Raw genomic sequence first — 20,057 nt, forward strand, 5'->3', positions numbered from 1 at the left:
AGTCGTACGCTCGGGTCTGGTCCGTCATTGGAAACCGGCGGTGATCGCGGTGAACTCCCAATTCCGCTGATCGATGCTGCTGCAGCCGGAGCTGAGCGGGGCACCCGGACAGGGTCGGTCCCGGTTGACCGACCAGAACGCCAACCGGGCCAGTCCTCGGGCGCGGGCCCAGTCGCGGATCTGGGTCCACTGCGCCACCGTGGTGATCTCCCCCTGGTCGGATCGCCCGTTCATCCCGGAGATTCCCATCCGCGCGTACGCGGTGGTGTCGTTCCATCCGAAGGCGGCCTTCAACGTGTCACGAAGCCCGGTGGCGGCGCTGACCGTGGAGCCGTACATGTCGGCGTGTCCGCCGAAGTTGAACGGCATGATGGTCCAGACGTCCACACCGGCCTGCAGTTGCGCCGCCCGGTTGATCATGCGGGTGCCCCACCAGGTCGGTCCCGTGGTGGCGGTGCCGATGGTGACGATGGTGATCAAGCCCGGGTTGTTCTGCTTGAGGATCTTCAGCGCGCCGAGAATCCGGTCCTGGACCGTCTCGTTTTCGAACTCGTCGATATTTTCCACGTCCATGTCGATCGCGCGCAGCTGGTAGGCGTCGATTACCTGTTGCAGCGCGCCGGCGAGGGCCGCTGCCGAGGCGCAGTTGGGGCCGAGCTTGTTGCCGCTCCAGCCACCGACGGACGGGATGATGTCGCCGCCGGCGGCCCGGATCGCGGCGATCTGGGCAGCGTCGCTGCCCCCGAGCAACGGCCGCGCCCCGTCCCAGGCCGGGGTACAGCCACCGCCGGAGAGGATGAACGCCCGGGTGAACCATCGGATGCCGGTCGCGGACATCACCGTGGCGGGGGCGGGCGCGTTGCCCCAGTCGTAGATGTAGGGGGCGGCCTTCATCCCGGCTGGCACCGGTGGCGGGCTGGTCGGCGGCGGGCTGGTGGGCGGCGCGGTCGTGGGCGGGGTCGTCGGAGCCGGGCCACCGCCGCAGGAGCCTCCGTTGACGGTGCAGTTGATCGGATCACCGGTGCCGCTGGCGACGAAGCCGAACGAGGTGCTAGCCCCGGGGGCGAGTACGCCGTTCCACGAGTGGTTGGTGGCGGTGATCCGCTGGCCGCTGGTGGTCAGTCGGGCGTCCCAGAAGCTGCTCACCCGGGTTCCGGCCGGCAGGTCGAACTGGACGGTCCACGAGCTGATCGCCGTCGACGTGTCGTTGGTGACGGTGAACTTGGCCTCGTACCCGCTGCTCCAGCTGGCGGTGCGGACGAAGGCGGCGGTGGCGGCGGACGCGGCGGGCGCGAACAGGATGGTGGCGGTGACGACGGCAGTGGACAGACTGGCGACGAGGACCGCCGCCCGGAAGGGTCGGACTTTCACAGTGCCTCCACGGTCGGGGTTCACGGCTCGGGGTTCACGGCAGAGTCGCGAGATGAGGTTTGACGGTGCGGGCGAACGAGTTGCCGTTGGTCACGTCCCAGTTGATCGACCAGGTCATCGCGCCCCGGATGCCGGGGTAGGTGCGTGGTGGGCGGAAGCTGCCGCAGTTGGTGCCCCTGGCCAGGCAGTCGAGCGCCTGGTTGACCATGGTCGGGGCGACGATGCCGCCGCCGGCCGCGCCAGGACCGGCGGGCAGGCCGAGCGCCACCTGGTCGGGCCGCAGACCGGCTTCCAGTTGCAGGCAGGCCAACGCGGTCATGAAGTTGACGCTGCCCTGGCTGTAGGCGAACCGCTGGTCACAGCCGAGCATCGACCCGGAGTTGTAGAACTGGGTGTGCACGACGGTCAGGATGTCGCGGATGTCCAGGGCCAGCTTGAAGTAGGACACCGACGGTGACTGCATGTCGATGGTCTGCGGGGCCATCGTGATGATCAGACCCGCCCCGGTACGGCTGCGGAGCGCCCGCATGGCCTGCGCCATGTAGGTCGGGTTGAGCCCGTTCTCCAGGTCGATGTCGACGCCGTCGAAGCCGTACTGCTGGATCAGGCGGTAGAGGCTGTCGGCGAGTGCGGTGGCGGAGGCGGCGTCGTTGACGGCGACCCGGCCGGTTTCCCCGCCGACCGAGATGATCACCTTTTTGCCGCGCTGGTGCAGCGTGGCGACGTCGGCCGTGAACTGGGCGTCGGTGTAGCCGCCGAGCGAGGCGGACAGGCCGGGGTCGATGCCGAAGGTGACCTGGCCGGGGACGCTGGTGGCCTCGGCGAAGGCGACCGCGATCAGGTCGTATTCGGCCGGTACGTCACGCAGCCGCAGCTCGACGGCAGGATTGTCGAAGTTGTGCCAGTACCCGGTGAGGAAGTGCTTCGGCAGCCCGTCGTTGCCCGGCGGTGGAGTCGTCGGCGGGGCGGTGGTCGGCGGAGCCGTGGTCGGTGGTGCGGTTGTCGGTGGCGGGGCCGTCGGCGGGGCCGTGGTGGGCGGCGCGGTCGTCGGCGGTGCGGTCGTCGGCGGCGCGGTCGTCGGCGGCGCGGTCGTCGGCGGTGGTTGCTGCCCGCCGCAGGGCGCGCCGTTGAGGGTGCAGTTGAGCGGTGCGCCCGGACCGCTGCCGATGAAGCCGAAGGAGACCGAGGCGCCGGGTGCGACGGTGCCGTTCCAGCTGCGGTTGGTGAAGGTGAACCGCTGCCCGGAGATGGTGAGCAGGGCGTCCCAGTAGGTGCCGACCGTGGTGCCGGCGGGTAGGTCGAAGACGAGGGTCCAGCTGGTGATGGCGGCCGTTCCGCCGTTGGTGATCGTGACCTTGCCTTCCCACCCACTGCCCCAGTCCGAGGTCTTGACGAAGCTGGCGCTCGGTCCGGCGGCGAGGGCCGGACCGGCGGCCCAGATCGCTCCTGCGGTGGCGAGGACCGCGGCCAGTGCCGGGGCCACCATCCGTACGGCTTTCATCGACATCCCTCCCTCGAAGCGTCAGTGCGGTAATTATTAGGAGTCTTAACAGTTTTGTAAACACCTCATCTCGGCGACCCACCCGGTCGCCGGCAGTGGCCGGTAGCATCTGCCGATGCCCGAGACGCTGCTCGACATCGTCCGTCGGGAAGGCGTGGGCCAGCTCGGGGCGTACTTCCGACCGGGGGCGTACACCGGGCAGTGGTTCGAGACCTTCGCCGGCGGTGGTGACCGTGCCGACACCCGAGACCGGATCGTCGTCGACGATCTCTACGCGGTGGAGGCGCTCAACGTCCAGGTGCCGTTCGCCGTCGGCACCGAACTCCTCGACGGCCGGCTCGGCAGGGACGTCAGCGCACGCTTGCGACAGCTTCCCACCGTCGCCGAGCTGGGCGCCGACGGCACCGACGCCCTGGTCGCCGACGGCGGACCCGCCGACCAGGCATGGCAGCTGCTCGTCGACCGGAACAAAAGGACCGGTGTCGGCTGGGTCATCGCCGGCAAGCTGCTGGCCCGCAAACGCCCGAGACTGATCCCCGTCTACGACTCGATCGTCCGCTGCCAGCTGGGTGCGCCGAAGCGCGTGTGGCTGACGCTGCACGACCAGCTCGCCGCGAACGACGGCGAGCTCCGGGCCGCCCTCGCCGAGGTACGGGCGATCGTCGGCGTGGACGACAAGGTGAGCGTGCTGCGGGTCCTCGACATCGTCCTGTGGCGACGGCACGAGAAGGCACACCGGCGGACCGATCCGGCCGCGTGCCCGCGGCTTCGCTGCGTACGGCTCTGATCGTCACTACTCGTGCACGAGCTGCTCCCGCAGGATGTCCGCGTGTCCACAGTGCTGGGCGAGTTCGCGCAGCACGTGGAGATACACCCAGCGCAGCGGAAGCGGGCCCCGCCGGTTGCCGTACAGAATGTCGTCGAGCCCCAGGGTCGACGTCGCCCGGCGGGACGCCTCACACGCTTCGCGGTGCGCGTGCTGGACACCGGCGATCGTGTCGTCGGCATCCAGGACGAACGAATCGTCCGCCGTCGCCGGCAGGCCGAGCTCGGTACGCGGCCGGCACGTGACGGCCTCGTCGAACCACACCTTCTCGACGAAGGTCGCGTGCTTCACCAGACCCAGCAGCGTGGTCCGGGAGGCCACCAGCGAACGACGGGCCTGTTCCTCGGTCAGCCCGTCGAGGCAGCGGTTGAGCGCGGCACGATGCTCGTCGAGGAACGCCTCGAACTGCTCGCGCAGCGGCTGGGCGACGACCTGTTCGACGAAGGTCGGCGGGTAGGAAGGCATGTGCGAAGCATCCCAGACCATCACCGACGAGTACGACACCATCGCCCGAGGCGACGGCGTCGCCGACGACACCGCGAGGTGAGGCCGAGACCTCACCTCGCGGCGATGACGTGCGTCAGCCTTACCTCGACGGACCCATCGGTACGGCGGGTCAGCGGCGGAAGTGGAACCAGTTGACGTTGACGAAGTCGTTGGGCTGACCGCTGCTGAACGTCAGGTAGACCGTCTGTCGGCCGGTCACCGCCGACACGTTGCCGGGCACCGTACGCCAGGTCTGCCAGCCGCCGGTGTCACCGATGGCGAAGCTGCCGATCGGCGTGGCGGTCGGGCTGCCGATGCGGACCTGGACCAGACCACTGATCCCGGCTCCGGCGCCGGAGGCGACCCTGGCGACGAAGTCGCGCGGCGGTGTCGATCCGAAGTCAACGTTGTCGTAGCGGACCCAGTCGCCGTTGGCCAGCCAGCCGATGTTCCGCCCGCCTTCGCTGCACGCCTCGGTGCTCACGCCGTTCTGGGCGTTGAACGCCTCGGCCTGGATGGTGGCGTATGCGTTCACCCCGCTGCCGGGCGGCGGGGTCGTGGGCGGCGGCGTGGTCGGGGGCGGGTTCGACCCGCCGCCCCGGCTGTAGACGGCGACGTAGTCGACCAGCATCGGTACGCCGGAGACGGTGTTCGCCGTCGGCGTGGTGGAGCCGGCGACCCCGTTCGGGAAGGCGCCGCCCATCGCCACGTTGAGCAGGATGAAGTAGCCGGCGTGGCTGGTCATGTTGGACCAGTGCGGCTCTGGGATCTGCCCCTGCGTGACGGTGTGATAGTGCTGGCCGTCGACGTACCAGCGCAGTTGTTGCGGGCTGACGCTGGCGTCCCATTCGAAGCGGTAGGTGTGGAAGGCCGACTGGCACGACGATCCCGGGCAGGCCCGGGAACCGCCGAGGCCGTTGAACTCGTCGCACGGTCCGCCGGGGGCGACTCCGCAGTGCAGGACGCCCCAGACGTTGTTGAGCCCGTTGACGTTCTCCATCACGTCGAACTCACCGATCGCCGGCCAGTTCTGGTAGTTGCCCCGGTACGGCGAGCCGAGTGCCCAGAACGCCGGCCAGTAGCCGGAGGCGGCGGCCCCGGTCACGTTCGGCACCTGGATCCGGCCTTCGATCGCCATGACGCCGCCGGACGGAGGCTTGAAGTTGCTGCGTACGGTCTCGATGCGGGCGGAGGTCCAGTTACCGGCGCCGTCGCGGATCGGGGTGATCCGCAGGTTGCCGCTGCCGTCGTGGCGCACGTTGGCGGTGCTGCTGGTGTAGGTCTGGATCTCTCCGGTGCCCCACTGCGGCGGGCCGCCGGGATAGCTGGTGCCGGTGTCGATGATCCAGTTGGCCGACGACGGCAGGGTGTTGGCCGCGCCGGTGAAGTCGTCGCTCCAGACCAGGTTCCAGCCGCTAGGGGTGGGCGGCAGGGCGGCGTTGGCGTGCGCGGTGATCGAGGCTGCCACGACGGTGCTGGTCAGCGCCGCCGCGACGGCGAGAATTCGGGTACGAACCCGTCGGCGCGGGTTTCGCAGGGGTGCGGACATCGCTGGCCTCTCTGCTGGGTGGGTGGGATGGTGTGCTGGTCACGCACTCCGGACCCGGCTGCCGGGCAGGAGCGGACGCCGACTGAGAGCGTTCTCTCCAGTGATCCCGCCGGGCGGTGATCCAGTGCATCAGGACTGATCAGGATGGTCGAGGCTCTGTCGAAAAGCTGAGAGAGCGCTCTCAGGAGTTGTACGTCGTCGATCCACCCTTGTCAACAGTTGTCGATATCAGCCGGCTCCGGAGCACGACCTGCTCCAGCACCGTCCACCCGGTGGTGGTAGCCAGATAGAGACCCGCCGCCAGCGGCACCACCAGGGCGAACAGCACCGTGCCGTACGGCAGCCACGGGATCAGCCGGTTCAACCCGGCGGTCACCTGCTCCGCCTGCCCGGCCGACCCACTCGCCTGCCCGGCCGACCCACTCGCCTGCCCGGCCGACCCACTCGCCTCGCCAGCCAGCTGGGCCGCGGCGGCGATCCGCTGGCGGGACCGGCGGGACGTCAGCCAGGCGAAGACCAGCAACGCGGCCAGCAACGCGCCGAACACCAGTGCCTCGCCCGGCCCGGCGAACTGAGCCGGGTAACGGCCGAGCCCGACCCCGAGCAAAACTCCGTCGAGCCCTCCGGACTCCGCCGACCGGGTGACCATCTGGTACATCAGCAGGAAGAACGGCGCCTGCAGCAGACCGGGCAGGCAGCCGGCGAACGGCGAGGCACCGTTCGAGCGATACAGCGCCATGGTCTCGGCGGCCAGCCGCTCCGGTTGGTCGGCGTACCGTTGCCGCAACTGCCGCAACTGCGGCGCGAGCGCCTCCCGGCGGCGTTCGGCCCGGATCTGCAGCCAGCTCAACGGCACGAGCAGGAGCCGGACGGCGACGGTGAAGACGACGATGGCCATGGCGACGGCACCCGATCCGGCGACCGGGGCGAGTACGCCGGCCAGCATGCCGAGCACGTCCAGGGCGGCGGTGACGACGGTGTCGATCGGACCGAAATCGGACGCCTGCGCGACGACGGCGTACGGGACGGTGGCAGCGGGTTCGACGGGGGTGAGCGGGACAGCGGGCGGCACAGCAGACATCGGCGGGATCCCTCGGATACGTACGCGGTGATCCACGGCGGACGGGGGATGGCGGACCGACTTCGTCGGTGGCCGACCGGACGACCGCGGCGGATGATGGGCAGCGGCGATCGACACACCCGTCTGGTTCGCCCGCCAGCGGAGGTGGCTCGGGCCAGGCGATTCGGAAGCGAGGCTGACTCGGACCGGCGTGGGCGAAGGTCAGGCGGTCGAGGGCCGCCGGCCAGGAGCGCGCGGCCGAGGGCGGCCCGGCGCGTCGGGGTCGAGTTGGCGGGGGATCCGGCTGTGTCGGGCACGCTGACGCAGGCCGACGCGCAGCGGCGTCGGGTCGACGTACGCGGGTCCGGGGCGCAGCCCGGTCCGGACGGCGATCGCGACGACCAGCAACGCGGCGGCCGAGACGGCGGCCACCGTGACCAGGTGGGCCGGGTGGGTGACGGCCAGGCCCAGCACGGCGTAGGCGTACGCCCAACACGCCGTGATGATCACCAGTAGGCCGGGCACGGCAGCCATGGTAGGCAGGGCCGACAACCCCCACCGGCTCCCGCCATCCCGACCCGCGATCCCGACTGCGCCATCCTGACCCCGCGATCCCGCCCGAAAACCCTACAATCCGGTATGAAGGAGTCGCGATGCGCGCACCCTGCGGAGGAAGCCGGTGACCGGCTGGTTCGAACGCACCGTCGTGGCGACCGACCGGCTACCGCTGTTCTGCTTCTTCGTCGGCGTGATCGTCGGCTTCGGGTTCATCCGTTTCTCGGTCCGGATGATCCGGGCCCGGGTGCGCTGGTGGCCCGGCAACATCACCCCCGGCGAGCTGCACATCCACCACGTCGTCTTCGGCGTCGTCTTCATGCTCGTCGCCGGGGTTGCCGGCCTGGTGATCCCGGTCGAGACGACGTCGTGGCGGGCGGTGGCCGCCGGGCTGTTCGGCATCGGCGCGGCCCTGGTCCTCGACGAGTTCGCCCTGTTGCTGCACCTCAGCGACGTCTACTGGTCAGAAAAGGGACGCACGTCGATCGATGCCGTCTTCGTCGCGATCGCCCTGTCCGGGCTGCTGCTGCTCGGGCTGCGCCCGCTCGGCGCCAACGAGTTCCTCACCCGTGGCGAGACCGATCCGGCGCAGTTCGCCGGTGCCGCGCTGATCGGGATCAATCTCACGCTGGCCGCGATCACCCTGCTCAAAGGCAAGATCTGGACCGGGCTGCTGGGCATCTTCGTACCGGTCCTGCTGATCGTCGGGACGGTTCGGCTGGCCCGACCGCACTCCCCCTGGGCCCGCTGGTTCTACCGGGGCGGCAGCCGGTGGGCCGAACGACGCCGGGTCCGGGCCGCAGCGCGGGAGCGGCGCTACCGGCAGCCGATCATCATGGCCAAGATCCGGGTGCAGGAGCTGATCGCCGGACGGCACGATCTGCCGCTGCCCCGACCAACCCGACCAACCCGGCCGCCCCGACCACCCCGCCGCTGAACGGCCGCCCCGACCGCCGCACCGCTGAACGGCCAGAGTGCGGTCGACCTGCCGGCATTCCTGCCGCGACCGGCACCACGCCGCGGCGGGCGAGGCGCACGATGGCGTACGACGATCGGCGGCGTGGCCGTACTGCCATCGGTGCCCGCCGCGTTTACCCCACCAGCCCGGTGGGGTATCCGGTCCCCGGCGCACCGAGTGTCGGTGCGAAGCGACAGGCGGTGCGAATGGTGATCAGCGGTGCCGTCGTCCCGACGTCAACCCCTCGGCGTCCCGACGGGTTGACGGTCGGGGTGGAAGAAGAGTTCCTGCTTGTCGATCAGTTGACCGGTGCGGCCGTACCGGCGGTGGAGGCGGTTCTCGCCGAAATCCCGGCCGAGCTGCGTGGCCAGGTGCAGCGGGAGTTCCAGACCAGTCAGATCGAGATCGGCAGCCCGCCCGGCCTGGACCTGCGGGCGCTACGCCGTACCCTCGGAACGCTGCGCGGCGCGCTCGCCGACGCTGCCGACCGGGCCGGCGCCCGGCTGCTCGCCATCGGCACCGCACCGGTCGCCGGGCCGCTGCCGGACGTGGTGGACGATCCCCGCTTTCACCGCATCGTCGAACGGTACGGAATGCTGGTCCCCGGCCCCGGCAACAACGGACTGCACGTCCACGTGGCGATCCCGGACCAGGAAACCGGCGTACAGGTGCTCAACCACCTGCGTCCCTGGTTGCCGATCCTGCACGCGACGACCGCCAACTCGCCGTTCTACCAGGGCGCCGACACCGGGTACGCCAGTTGGCGGTCGATGATGTGGCAACGCTGGCCGGCGGTCGCCCCCACACCCCGGCTCCGGTCGCACGAGCACTACCAGCGCCTGATCGCCGACCTGATCACCGCCGGGCAGATCCTCGACGAGGGGATGCTCTACTGGTACGCCCGGCTGTCGGCGCACTACCCGACGGTCGAGGTCCGCATCGGCGACGTCTGCCCGAGTCTGGACGACACGATCCTGCTGGCGGCGTTGACCCGCGGCTTGGTCGGCACCGCGCTGACGGCGGTGGAGCAGGGGCGACCGGTGCCGGAGGTCGACCATCATCTGCTGGTGGCCGCGCACTGGCGGGCCGCGCACGACGGCCTGGAAGGGCTGGCCGTCGACCTGTCCGGCACCCCGGCGCTACGCCCCGGCTGGCATCTGCTGCGCCGGCTGGTCGACACGATCCGCCCGGAACTGGAGCGGCACGGCGACGGCGCTCTGGTCGACTCGCTGCTGGGCCGGCTGCGGGGGCGCGGCACCGGGGCGGCCCGACAACGGGCCGTGTACGCCGCCAGCGGGAACCTGCGGGACGTGGTGAACTTCATGGCGGAACAGACCCGCAGCACCTCGATCATTCCCGCCCCGCCGCACGTGGCGCACGGCGACCAGCTCCCGACACCACAAGCCCAGCTCCCGACCCCGGAAGGCGGATGACGTGCCCGAACGGATGATCGTGATCGGCGGCGACGCCGCCGGGATGTCGGCGGCGTCGCAGGCCCGCCAGCTACGCCCGCGCGAAGACCTGGAGATCGTCGCCTTCGAGCGGGGCCGGTTCACCTCGTACTCCGCCTGCGGGATCCCGTACTGGATCTCGGGGTTGGTCGAGGATCGTGAACAGCTGATCGTACGGGATCCGGAGACGTTCCGGCGCGACCACGCGATCGACGTCCGTACCCGGCACGAAGTGACCTCGATCGACCTCGACGAGCGCGAGGTGGTCGCGACCTCGTTCGACGACGGCGGCCGGGAGGTCCGCGAGCCGTTCGACATCCTGGTGTACGCCACCGGCGCGACTCCGGTCCGACCGACTTGGGCGGACACCTCCGCACAGGGGGTGTTCGGGGTGCAGACCCTCGACGACGCCTCCGACCTGCGGGACTGGCTGGACCAGGAGGACAAGCCCCGGCGGGCGGTGGTGGTCGGCGGCGGCTACATCGGCGTCGAGATGGCCGAGGCGTTGATCCGCCACGGCCTGGCGGTCACCCTGGTCGACCGCGGCACGCAACCGATGGCCACCGTCGATCCGGACATGGGAGCGCTGGTACGGGAGGCGTTGGTCGGCCTCGGCATCGACGTACGGACCGGGGTCAGCGTCACCGGCCTGCACGACCGCGACGGCCGGGTCTGCGAGGTGCTCACCGACGACGGGGCGGTGCCGGCCGACGTCGTGGTCCTGGGTCTGGGGGTACGGCCGAACACCGAACTCGCCGGCCGCTCGGGGCTGCCGCTCGGGGTGACCGGCGGGGTCCGGACCGACCTGCAGATGCGGGTGGTCGACGTGCCCGGGGTGTGGGCGGCCGGCGACTGCGTCGAGACGTTCCAGCGGGTCAGCGGCCAGCCGATACACGTCCCGCTCGGCACGCACGCCAACAAGCAGGGCCGGGTGGCCGGCCTCAACATCGGCGGCAGCTACGCCACCTTCCCCGGCGTGATCGGTACGGCGGTGACGAAGGTCTGTGAGCTGGAGGTGGCCCGGACCGGGCTGCTGGAGCGGGAGGCCGCCGTCGCCGGCTACTCGTACATCACCGCCACCGTCGAGTCGAACAACCGGGCCGGCTATTTCCCCGGTGCCGCGCCGATGACCATCAAGCTGATCGCCGAGCAGCACACCGGCCAGTTGCTGGGTGCGCAGATCGTCGGCACGTCGGAGGCGGCGAAGCGGATCGACGTCCTGGCGCTGGCGGTGTGGAACCGCATGTCGGTGGCGGAGATGACGGCGCTGGACCTGGGCTACGCGCCGCCGTACTCGCCGGTCTGGGACCCGGTGCTGGTCGCGGCCCGGCGGGCCAACGACACGGTGTCCCGGACACCCTGACGACGCCCTGAACTGGAGGTGGCCCGGAGGTGGCCCGGCGGACGGTGGAGCAGGGCCGTTAGGCTCGGCAGGGTGGACCCGGCACCGCACCGCGACGACGACCACCTGCGTGTCTCCGACGCCGAGCGCGAACAGGTGGTGGAGCTGCTCGGCCAGGCGACCACCGAGGGCCGGTTGACCCTCGACGAGTACGCCGACCGGGCCACCGAGGCCCATCAGGCCAAGACCCGGGGCGAGTTGGCCCGGCTGACCGCCGACCTGCCGCTGACCCACCCCGACCCGGCGGGCGGGGCCCTGCCGGCCGTGTCCCCGGCGCCGCTGCTGTCTCCGCTGTCTACGCGCGGCGCGGGCCGGACCCCGGTGCCGTCGTCGGCGTCGGAGCCGGCGTCGACGGAGCGGATGGTCGCGATCTTCGGCGACGAGATCCGCAAGGGGCACTGGCTGGTGCCGGAGCGGGTGGAGGCGCGGGCGATCTTCGGAGACTGCAAGATCGAACTGCAGGACGCCCAGCTCCAGCACCAGGTGACCACGATCGAGGCGACGGCGATCTTCGGCGCGGTGACGGTCTACGTGCCAGAGGGTGTCGACGTGCGAATGAGCGGCACCGCCGCGTTCGGCGAAAAGAAGATCAAGCTGAAGACGCCGCCCCGGCCGGGCGCGCCGGTGGTCCAGGTCGTCTGCAACGTGATCTTCGGTACGGTCACCGTACGCCCGCCGAAGCGCAAGTGGTGGTGACCGGCGGCGCTCCGGCCTGATCGGACACTCGTTGCGGCGTGGTCGTACGCTGCATCCGTGGTGGTGGATACGCCGCCAGCCCCGGTGTGGGTTCCTCGGATGCGGTTGGGGGCGACAATGGTTTCGCAGTCAGCGGGCAGTGACCTCGGCGCGCGCACGGACAGCTTTCCCGTCGATGATGGACGTCGGCTCGGACAGGGCATCGGCTGCCTGGTCGTCGGGGCCGTGCCGACTGTCGTCGGGGTGATGCTCAGCGCGGCGTACGTGGCGAACGCCAACAGTTCCGGCTTCAGCCCGCTGCCCGGAGCGATCCTCGGCCTGGGGCTTGTGCTGTTGTTCTTCGGTGGGCTTCGACTGACGCAGCGGCTGACCCGGCCGGACGAACGCTTCGACCTGCACGAGCACGGGTTCGTGCACCGCACGTCGCGCGGTGAGCGGGCGATACGCTGGGCCGACGTGGCGAAGGTCCGGCACCTCGGGTCGTACCGTGACGGCGGCTTGGCGCACAGCTTCGGGGTCGACTACCGATGCGTGGTCGAACTCCGCGACAAGTCGAAGATCAGATTCGACACGTTGACCGATCGCGCCGACGTCCTCGGCAGCAAAATCGACCGACACACGTCACCCCAGCCCTGACCGGCTGACCGGAATTCGACACATCCACCCTGGACTCTCTGTTGTCGGTGACAGATGATGGTCGCGGCCCCGCGTGGGGGCAATAACCCGCGACACCACTGCGCCGGCCAACGCGAGGGATTTGAAGGATGTGAAAGCTTGTGAGCGGCAGCGAATATCTGATATCGGAGCTACGCCGGGTACGTGAGTCGATGAGGCTCACACAGGAGTCGTGGGCGGAGCGCGTCCACTTCTCGGTGACGCACGTCGGCGCGATCGAACGCGGCGACCGGCCCGCGCTCCCCGACTACCTGAAAAGCGTCGACAAGGCGTTCGGCACCGCGTTCGTCAAGTTCTACCGCGAGTTCATCGTCGGCGAACACGCCCCCATCTGGCTGCGGTCCTTCATCGAGTACGAGGGCCAAGCAAGCCTGATCCGCGCCTTTCAACCGCTGCTGATCCCCGGACTACTGCAGACCGAGGCGTACGCGCGAGCGGTGCTCACATCGTTCGGCATCCATGGAGATGCGATGGAGTCCGCGATCTCCACCAGGCTCGGCCGGCAGGAGATCTTCAAGCGGGCGTCGAAACCGTGTCACCTGGTGGCGGTCATCGACGAGGCAGCGCTCCACCGTGGCGCGGGCGGGCCGGAGGTGATGCGCGAGCAGCTGACGGCGCTCGCCGAGGCAGCCGAACGACCGAACATCCAGGTACAGCTGGTGCCGATGTCGACTGACGTCTACCCGGGCGTCGACGGCGGATTCATGATCGCTACCGTCGACGGGCGCGCGGTCGGCTACCTGGAGACCCACGTACGCGGGAAGGTCGTCGAAGCGCCGGACGACACCGCGCATCTTGAGCACGTCTGGGAGACGATCCGGGGCTATGCCCTACCAAGCCAGCAAAGCCTCGAATTGATCATGAGGGCAGCTGAAAAATGGGCATGACTGTCGACACCCGCTGGCACAAGAGCTCGCACAGCGACGCGAGCGAACGCGTCGAGGTCGTCGAGGCTACCCGTCCGGAAGACGTGCCGGCGGCAGTGATCATCCGCGAGGGTGTGCTTCTCGCGGCCATGGCTCACCGCCAGTGGGATGAGCCCTTCTTCGATGAGCCACTCGACCTCGGTGGCCGGGTGCACCCTGACGAATGGACCGGATCAGGACCAAGGTGAAGTCAGCGCTCTTCATCGCGCATCTCGGCGAGCGTAGCGGCCACCTCCAGATCCTCATCACCGAGCTTCGGCGGGAGCGGGACCGGGCCGTCGAAGCTCGGGCTGACGGCACGCCCAGCAGTCACCAGTTTGCCAGCGCCGACCTGTCGTCAGCCACCGGAGCAGGCCTGACGATGACATGTCCGAGATCGATGATTCGACTGGGTGTCGCATCGGGAGACATGCATCAATTGCATCATGCCCGCTGTTCCGGTATCGGTTGCCGGCACCGACTACGCTGGGACTCTCGGTGCCATCTCCAGGGCTTCTGGTGATCATGAGGTGGGTACGTGTCCGGTCGGCGGGTTGCCTGGGCCGCAGGCGTTGGAGTGGTGATCGCCGCTGCGAACAGCGCGGTGATCAACAGGTTGCAGGGCGGCTGGCAGTGGTGGGTCGCGGCAGGAGTGTTGACGCTGGTGGGGGCGCTAGTAGCGGGCTGGTTGGCCGGAGGACCGTCGGAAGCACACCGGCGGATCGGTGCTGGTGCGGTGGTCGCTGGTCGGGACCTCGGTGGCCGGGTCCGGACCGATTCGTCCACTGCGGCTGGTGATGAGTCCATGCCAGAGTCCGGGATCGCTCCGGGCGCGGTGGTCGCGGGACGGGACATCACCGGACAGGCGGACATCGACACCACCGGGGGTGGCAGATCCCGGCCGCCACGCCAGCAGAGACCGGGTCAGCAACGGTGAGACCGAGATGGCAACTGGCCCCAGGCGCGGTCGCCGCCGGCCGGGACATCACCGGCACCGTTCACACCGGACCTACGTACGTGCAGATCACGGTTGGCCAATCCGATCGGCTCCACTACGCAATCTTCGATCCCGCGCCGCTGTACGAGCAGCTGGATCTCGCCCGATTCCAGGGCCGCTCCGGCCTGATCACCCAGATCGACGAACGGATCGCCGCCACCGACCGTGGGTACGTCGTGGTGCGAGGCGAAGCCGGGGTCGGAAAGAGCGCGCTGGCGGCGCATCTGGTGTGGACCCGTCCTTGTGCCTACCACTTCACCCGGCTCGACAGCGGGGCGCGCAACCCGGTCGAAGCACGGAAGAGCCTAGCCGCGCAGTTGATCTGTGCGTGGGACCTAGCGGACAGGTTCGCCCCAGGGGATGTGTTCCCGGCTGCGGCGCAGCGGCCGGACTGGCTGGCCAAGGTCATTCGGGCGGCGGTTGCGGCCCGTGACGAACGGTTCGCGCCGGCAGAGCGACGGCCGTTGGTGCTGGTCGTCGACGGGTTGGACGAGGCCGAGGCGGATCCGCCGGGAATGGGCACCGGGATTCCGCTCGGCCTGCCGACCCCGGACGCCCTGCCTGCCGGGGCGTACATCGTGGCGACCAGCCGCTACGGCCTTCCGCTGGTCGCGTTGCGGGATGCGATCCGGGTCGGTTGGTCGCAGATCGAGGTAGAGGGTGCCGACAACCTGGCCGACATGGCCGCCTACCTGCACGCCGCGACCACCGGCCCGACCCCGGACCCGGCGCTGACCACGATGCTGGCCGAGCGCCAGGTTCCTGCGACGGCGTTCGTCGCTACGCTGCTCGACCGCTGCCGCGGAGTGTGGATCTATCTGCGGTACGTGCTCGACGAGGTCCGCGCCGGTCTGCGTCCACCGAACGATGTTGCGTGCCTGCCGGACGGGCTGCGCGGCTACTACGAGCTACAGATCCAGCAGCGGTGGGCCAAACATCCCGACTGGCGGTCGCTGCACCTGCCCGCGCTGGCGGTGCTTGCCGCCCTCGGCCGCCCGATCGACCGCGACGACCTCGCCACCGTGCTCAACAGGCCGGATGCAGCCACCGACCTGGCAGCGTGGCTGGAAGGGCCAGCCCGCGCGTTCCTCGACGTGACCACCGGCCCGGACCGCCACCGCCAATACCTGGTCCGCCACCAGAGCCTGCGTGACCTGTTCATTGCCGCCCCGAGCGACGATGAAGCAGGGGAACCGATCGCCGCCGGGCTTACCGACGAGTTACACACCGCCTGGCAGACCGCGCACCGCGCGATCGCGACGTGGCTGACCCCACCAATCAACGCCGAGACCGGTCGACGCGACTGGTCCGGCACCGACGACTACACCCAGCTGCGACTGCCCGCACACGCTTCCACTGCCGGGATACTCGACGAGCTCATGGCCGATCCTGGATTCCTGCTGTCCTGCCCACCCGGCCAGATCCTGGCGCACCGCCACACCCTGACCACCTTAGAGGCCGTCACCGCAGCTGCGGCCCTAGAAAGCGCCGCTACCAGCGACTGGAACGACTGGTCCGACGGGAAACGGGCGTGGTGGCTGCATGTCTGGGCACGCAAGACTCGATCGACACACCTGGCGGAGCACCTCATCGCTGACCACCCTGAGTGGCCCTGGCATGTGCAGACCGCCATTTGGTCGGGAACCACACACCGTACCCTCACCGGCCACACCGACACGGTACGTGCAGTGGCGGTCCTACCCCGACAGGATGGGCAACACCACATCATCACCGCCGGTGATGATCGGACAGTACGGATCTGGGACCCCGACACAGACCACCAGCTCACCACACTCACCGGCCACACCAGCGAGGTTCGTGCGATGGCGGTGCTACCCCGCCCAGACGGCCGACACCACATCGTCACAGCTGGCGGCTTCGGCGACGACTGGTCGGTGCGGATCTGGAGTCCCGACACTGGCCGCATACTCACCGAACTCACCGATCGCGCCAACTGGGTAACGTCAGTGTCCGTATTGCCCAGCTCCAACGATCAACACCACGTCGTTACGTCCGGTAATGATGGATCGATGCGAATCTGGGACCCCGACACAGGCCAACAACTCACCACACTCACCGGCCACACCAGCCGAGTAAACGCAATTGCGGTATTGCCAGCCCCAGACGGCCGACACCACCTCGTCACAGCCGGCGATGATCGCACAGTTCGGATCTGGGACCCCGACACAGGCCAACAACTCACCACACTCACCGGCCACACCAGCCGAGTGATCGCGATAGCGGTGCTACTTAAACCGGACAACCGCCACCACATCGTCACCGCTGGCGGCTTTGGCGATGGTGATGGTTCAGTGCGGATCTGGAATCCCGACACCGGCCATCAACTGATCGTCCACACCGGAACGGTTCACGCGTTGGCCGTACTACCCCGCCCAGGCGGCCAAGATCACGTCATCACCGCCGGCGGTTTTGGTGATGGCTGGGTACGGATCTGGAACCCGGACACCGGCCATCAACTCGCCGAACTAACCGGACACACTGACGCGGTAAGCGCAATCGCTGTACTACCCCGCCCAGACGGCCAACACCACATCATCACCACCGGTTGGGATCGGACAGTCCGAATCTGGAACCCCCACACCACCCAACTCACCGATCGCACCGACACGGTAAGCGCAATCGCTGTACTACCCCGCCCAGACGGCCAACACCACATCATCACCACCGGAATCGATGGATCCATACATGTTTGGAATCCAGACACCGGCGACCAGCTCACCAAACTGACCAGCCATACCGGCGCAGTACGCGCGATCGCGGTACTGCCAGCCCCAGACGGCCGACACCACCCCGTCACAGCCGGCGATGATCGAACAATCCGAATCTGGGACCCCGACACCGGCCACCAACTGACCGAATTCACTTACCACGACACCTACAAGGTACATGCGATCGCGATACTGCCAGCCGCAGATGGCAAACATCACATCGTTACGGCCAATACTGATGAATCAGTGCGAATCTGGAACAGCGACAGCGGCAGCGGCAGCGGCAGCGGCAGCGGCAGCGGCAGCGGCAGCGGCAGCGGCAGCGGCAGCGGCAGCGGCAGCGGCAGCGGCAGCGGCAGCGGCAGCGGCAGCGGCAGCGGCAGCGGCAGCGGCAGCGGCAGCGGCAGCGGCAGCGGCAGCGGCAGCGGCAGCGGCAGCGGCAGCGGCAGCGGCAGCGGCAGCGGCAGCGGCAGCGGCAGCGGCAGCGGCAGCGGCAGCGGCAGCGGCAGCGGCAGCGGCAGCGGCAGCGGCAGCGGCAGCGGCAGCGGCAGCGGCAGCGGCAGCGGCAGCGGCAGCGGCAGCGGCAGCGGCAGCGGCAGCGGCAGCGGCAGCGGCAGCGGCAGCGGCAGCGGCAGCGGCAGCGGCAGCGGCAGCGGCAGCGGCAGCGGCAGCGGCAGCGGCAGCGGCAGCGGCAGCGGCAGCGGCAGCGGCAGCGGCAGCGGCAGCGGCAGCGGCAGCGGCAGCGGCAGCGGCAGCGGCAGCGGCAGCGGCAGCGGCAGCGGCAGCGGCAGCGGCAGCGGCAGCGGCAGCGGCAGCGGCAGCGGCAGCGGCAGCGGCAGCGGCAGCGGCAGCGGCAGCGGCAGCGGCAGCGGCAGCGGCAGCGGCAGCGGCAGCGGCAGCGGCAGCGGCAGCGGCAGCGGCAGCGGCAGCGGCAGCGGCAGCGGCAGCGGCAGCGGCAGCGGCAGCGGCAGCGGCAGCGGCAGCGGCAGCGGCAGCGGCAGCGGCAGCGGCAGCGGCAGCGACCAGGAAATAATCGGCTACCATTTTCCCCGGGTGAACGCGGTGGCGGTACTACCCAACCCGTATGGCGGACACCAGATTGTCACCGCTGGCGGCGACTCTCGTGACGGATCTGTGCGAATCTGGAATACTCGCGCCACCTGGCCCAGCTATTACTGGAGACGGGGAACGGAGTTTCGGGGCGTGGCGGCCCGAGCGGTGCATGCGATCGCGGCGCTACTCCGCCCAGACGGCGAACACCATCTCGTAGTTGCCGGTGACGATCGGAAAGTGCGGATCTGGGATCCCCACAGCGGACACCAAATCATCGAGTTAAGCGGCCATGAGGCGCGAGTGAATGCGATAGCAGCACTTCCAGCACCATACGGCCAAAAAAATATCGTCACCGCTGCCGACGACGGGTCGGTTCGAATCTGGAACGCTGACACCAGCGAACAATTAGCGACACTCACCGGCCATTCCAGCCGCGTAAACGCGGTAGCGGTGCTGACCGACTCAAAGGGGAGACATCGCATCGTCAGTGGCAGCGCCGACCGCTCTGTGTTGGTCTTCGCGCCGAGGAGCGCGGACCACTAAGTGGTCGAGGTCGTAAGTCCTTCGGGGGTTACGCGGCCAGGGCGTGTGCGGCGGGTTGGCGTTCGCGGCTGGAGGGCTGTTGGGGGTTCGGCTCTTTCGGTTCGTGTCGTTCGATCCGGGCGAGTAGATCGGCGAGGTCGGTTGGGGTGAACTTCCATCTGAAGGGCCGGGCGGTCGCGTTGTAGCGCTGCTCGCAGGCGGTGAGGCGGTCCTGCACCTGGTCGAGGTTGGTGAAGTCGTTGGGGTGACGACTTTGCGTTGCACGATGGAGAAGTAGATCTCCACTTGGTTGAGCCAGGAGGCGTGGACCGGGGTGTGGATCATGACGGCGTTGGGGTAGCACCTGGCCAGCCGGTCGATCGCGGCTTGGCCTCGGTGGGAGGAGCCGTTGTCGACGATCCGGAACACCCGCCGGGCGGAGGCGTACGGCTCGCGGGTCATGACCTCGTCGACCAGTTCGGTGAACGGGTCGATGCCGGTGGTGTCCTGGCAGAGTCCGATGACGTGGGCGCGGTGCACGTCGTAGGCGGCGAGGTAGGCGAGTGCGCCGCCGCGGTCGTATTCGTGGTTGACCCGCATGGCGCGGGCCGCGCCTGGTGGCAGGGTGGGGTGGCAGCGGCAGCGGGCCTGGATGCTGGTTTTCTCGTCGGCGCAGATGACGTACTCGTCGTCGCCGAGCGGGACGCCTTGGTGGGAGCGGGCGTAGAGGTCGAGCACGCGGGTGGCTTTGACCGCGAAGTCGGGGTCGCGGATGAAGATCCAGGACTGGTGTCGCCAGGGTTTGAGGGTGTCGGTGGCCAGGAACCGGCGGATCGTGGAGGGCGAGATCGCCGCGACTATGCCCCGGGCGACGACCTCGCGGGCCAGGTCGGGGCAGCCCCACCGCGACAGTGGCGCCTCGGCCTCGGCCGGTAGCTGGCAGGCCAGGGCTTTGACCTCGGCGACCTGCACGGGCGTGAACCGGACCGGCCTGCCGGTTCGCTTGCGGTCGGCCAGACCGGGCAGTCCCTGCTCGGCGTAGCGTCCACGCCAGCGGCGCACGGTGTCGATGTGCACGCGCTGCCGGGCGGCGATCTTCTGGTTGGAGTAGCCGTGGGCGGCGTCGCGGACGATCCGGGCGCGGATGACCTGCTGGTAGGCGGCGGTGTGGGAGTGGGCCAGGGCCTTGAGCCGGTGCCGGTCGGCGGCGGGCAAGATGATCTGGCGTGCTCGGGGGACGGGCACGGGCGAGCCTTCACGACAATGATCCGGTGTGGGGCTCGCAGGTTGCCCTGCCGATGCCGCCGTCGGGCGTCGACAC

The 20,057-nt window shown here is 69.4% G+C and carries 16 protein-coding genes; 9 read left to right on the forward strand and 7 right to left on the reverse strand.

Going from position 1 to position 20,057, the window contains the following annotated elements; translation table 11 throughout:
* Positions 1-24: 24 nt before the first annotated feature.
* Positions 25-1,371, reverse strand: coding sequence for a cellulose binding domain-containing protein (locus O7632_RS26185; protein WP_278118065.1), 1,347 nt, complete (start codon positions 1,369-1,371; stop codon positions 25-27).
* A gap of 34 nt (positions 1,372-1,405) precedes the next feature.
* Entirely contained in the window at positions 1,406-2,872 is a 1,467-nt protein-coding gene (locus O7632_RS26190) for a cellulose binding domain-containing protein (protein WP_278118067.1), read from the reverse strand.
* A 115-nt stretch (positions 2,873-2,987) separates the two neighbouring features.
* Here O7632_RS26190 and O7632_RS26195 point away from each other — a divergent pair, with 115 nt between their 5' ends.
* Positions 2,988-3,659 carry a DUF6308 family protein gene (locus O7632_RS26195; RefSeq protein ID WP_278118069.1) on the forward strand — a complete coding sequence of 224 codons (672 nt, stop codon included), beginning with the start codon at positions 2,988-2,990 and terminating at the stop codon, positions 3,657-3,659.
* A 6-nt stretch (positions 3,660-3,665) separates the two neighbouring features.
* On the opposite strand, the gene O7632_RS26200 is transcribed toward O7632_RS26195, so the two are convergent.
* The 4 genes from O7632_RS26200 to O7632_RS26215 all read right to left on the reverse strand — a co-directional run bounded on the left by O7632_RS26200 (position 3,666) and on the right by O7632_RS26215 (position 7,327).
* Complete coding sequence (locus O7632_RS26200; RefSeq protein WP_278118071.1) at positions 3,666-4,163, reverse strand: DinB family protein; 498 nt, start codon at positions 4,161-4,163, stop codon at positions 3,666-3,668.
* 151 nt (positions 4,164-4,314) lie between these two features.
* Positions 4,315-5,733 (reverse strand): carbohydrate-binding protein, encoded by a 1,419-nt coding sequence (locus O7632_RS26205; protein WP_278118074.1) that lies wholly within the window; start codon positions 5,731-5,733, stop codon positions 4,315-4,317.
* A gap of 181 nt (positions 5,734-5,914) precedes the next feature.
* Positions 5,915-6,814, reverse strand: a complete 900-nt coding sequence (locus O7632_RS26210) for a membrane protein insertase YidC (protein ID WP_278118076.1) — start codon at positions 6,812-6,814, stop codon at positions 5,915-5,917.
* A 201-nt stretch (positions 6,815-7,015) separates the two neighbouring features.
* A complete protein-coding gene (locus O7632_RS26215; RefSeq protein WP_278118078.1) occupies positions 7,016-7,327 on the reverse strand; it encodes a DUF6412 domain-containing protein in 312 nt (103 codons plus the stop codon).
* A 145-nt stretch (positions 7,328-7,472) separates the two neighbouring features.
* Here O7632_RS26215 and O7632_RS26220 point away from each other — a divergent pair, with 145 nt between their 5' ends.
* The 8 genes from O7632_RS26220 (at position 7,473) to O7632_RS26255 (ending at position 18,757) form a co-directional block, all read left to right on the forward strand.
* The gene (locus tag O7632_RS26220; RefSeq protein WP_278118080.1) at positions 7,473-8,285 is read left to right on the forward strand and encodes a hypothetical protein; all 813 of its coding nucleotides are present in this window, start codon (positions 7,473-7,475) and stop codon (positions 8,283-8,285) included.
* A gap of 227 nt (positions 8,286-8,512) precedes the next feature.
* Positions 8,513-9,739 carry a glutamate--cysteine ligase gene (locus O7632_RS26225; protein WP_278120410.1) on the forward strand — a complete coding sequence of 409 codons (1,227 nt, stop codon included), beginning with the start codon at positions 8,513-8,515 and terminating at the stop codon, positions 9,737-9,739.
* Between the two features lies 1 nt (position 9,740).
* Positions 9,741-11,120 carry an FAD-dependent oxidoreductase gene (locus O7632_RS26230; RefSeq protein ID WP_278118082.1) on the forward strand — a complete coding sequence of 460 codons (1,380 nt, stop codon included), beginning with the start codon at positions 9,741-9,743 and terminating at the stop codon, positions 11,118-11,120.
* Between the two features lie 72 nt (positions 11,121-11,192).
* On the forward strand, positions 11,193-11,855 hold the full coding sequence (locus O7632_RS26235; RefSeq protein WP_278118084.1) for a DUF1707 domain-containing protein: 663 nt from the start codon (positions 11,193-11,195) through the stop codon (positions 11,853-11,855).
* Between the two features lie 117 nt (positions 11,856-11,972).
* Positions 11,973-12,491 carry a hypothetical protein gene (locus O7632_RS26240; RefSeq protein WP_278118085.1) on the forward strand — a complete coding sequence of 173 codons (519 nt, stop codon included), beginning with the start codon at positions 11,973-11,975 and terminating at the stop codon, positions 12,489-12,491.
* Positions 12,492-12,631: 140 nt separating this feature from the next.
* The gene (locus O7632_RS26245; RefSeq protein ID WP_278118087.1) at positions 12,632-13,417 is read left to right on the forward strand and encodes a helix-turn-helix transcriptional regulator; all 786 of its coding nucleotides are present in this window, start codon (positions 12,632-12,634) and stop codon (positions 13,415-13,417) included.
* The gene (locus O7632_RS26250; protein ID WP_278118090.1) at positions 13,414-13,644 is read left to right on the forward strand and encodes a DUF397 domain-containing protein; all 231 of its coding nucleotides are present in this window, start codon (positions 13,414-13,416) and stop codon (positions 13,642-13,644) included. The genes O7632_RS26245 and O7632_RS26250 overlap by 4 nt, the downstream gene beginning before the upstream one ends.
* 724 nt (positions 13,645-14,368) lie before the next feature.
* Entirely contained in the window at positions 14,369-18,757 is a 4,389-nt protein-coding gene (locus O7632_RS26255) for an AAA family ATPase (RefSeq protein WP_278118091.1), read from the forward strand.
* On the opposite strand, the gene O7632_RS26260 is transcribed toward O7632_RS26255, so the two are convergent.
* The gene (locus O7632_RS26260; protein ID WP_278118093.1) at positions 18,677-19,981 is read right to left on the reverse strand and encodes an IS630 family transposase; all 1,305 of its coding nucleotides are present in this window, start codon (positions 19,979-19,981) and stop codon (positions 18,677-18,679) included. The genes O7632_RS26255 and O7632_RS26260 overlap by 81 nt on opposite strands.
* Between the last annotated feature and the right edge of the window lie 76 nt (positions 19,982-20,057).

Origin of the sequence: Solwaraspora sp. WMMD406 (assembly GCF_029626025.1) — a bacterium.
Classification (GTDB): Bacteria; Actinomycetota; Actinomycetes; order Mycobacteriales; family Micromonosporaceae; genus Micromonospora_E.

Coding starts and splice junctions, on each gene's coding strand:
- O7632_RS26205 (WP_278118074.1), bottom strand. CDS start 5,733: ATGTCCGCACCCCTGCGAAACCCGCGCCGACGGGTTCGTACCCGAATT.
- O7632_RS26240 (WP_278118085.1), top strand. CDS start 11,973: ATGGTTTCGCAGTCAGCGGGCAGTGACCTCGGCGCGCGCACGGACAGC.
- O7632_RS26210 (WP_278118076.1), bottom strand. CDS start 6,814: ATGTCTGCTGTGCCGCCCGCTGTCCCGCTCACCCCCGTCGAACCCGCT.
- O7632_RS26195 (WP_278118069.1), top strand. CDS start 2,988: ATGCCCGAGACGCTGCTCGACATCGTCCGTCGGGAAGGCGTGGGCCAG.
- O7632_RS26215 (WP_278118078.1), bottom strand. CDS start 7,327: ATGGCTGCCGTGCCCGGCCTACTGGTGATCATCACGGCGTGTTGGGCG.
- O7632_RS26200 (WP_278118071.1), bottom strand. CDS start 4,163: ATGCCTTCCTACCCGCCGACCTTCGTCGAACAGGTCGTCGCCCAGCCG.
- O7632_RS26190 (WP_278118067.1), bottom strand. CDS start 2,872: ATGAAAGCCGTACGGATGGTGGCCCCGGCACTGGCCGCGGTCCTCGCC.
- O7632_RS26250 (WP_278118090.1), top strand. CDS start 13,414: ATGACTGTCGACACCCGCTGGCACAAGAGCTCGCACAGCGACGCGAGC.
- O7632_RS26225 (WP_278120410.1), top strand. CDS start 8,513: ATGGTGATCAGCGGTGCCGTCGTCCCGACGTCAACCCCTCGGCGTCCC.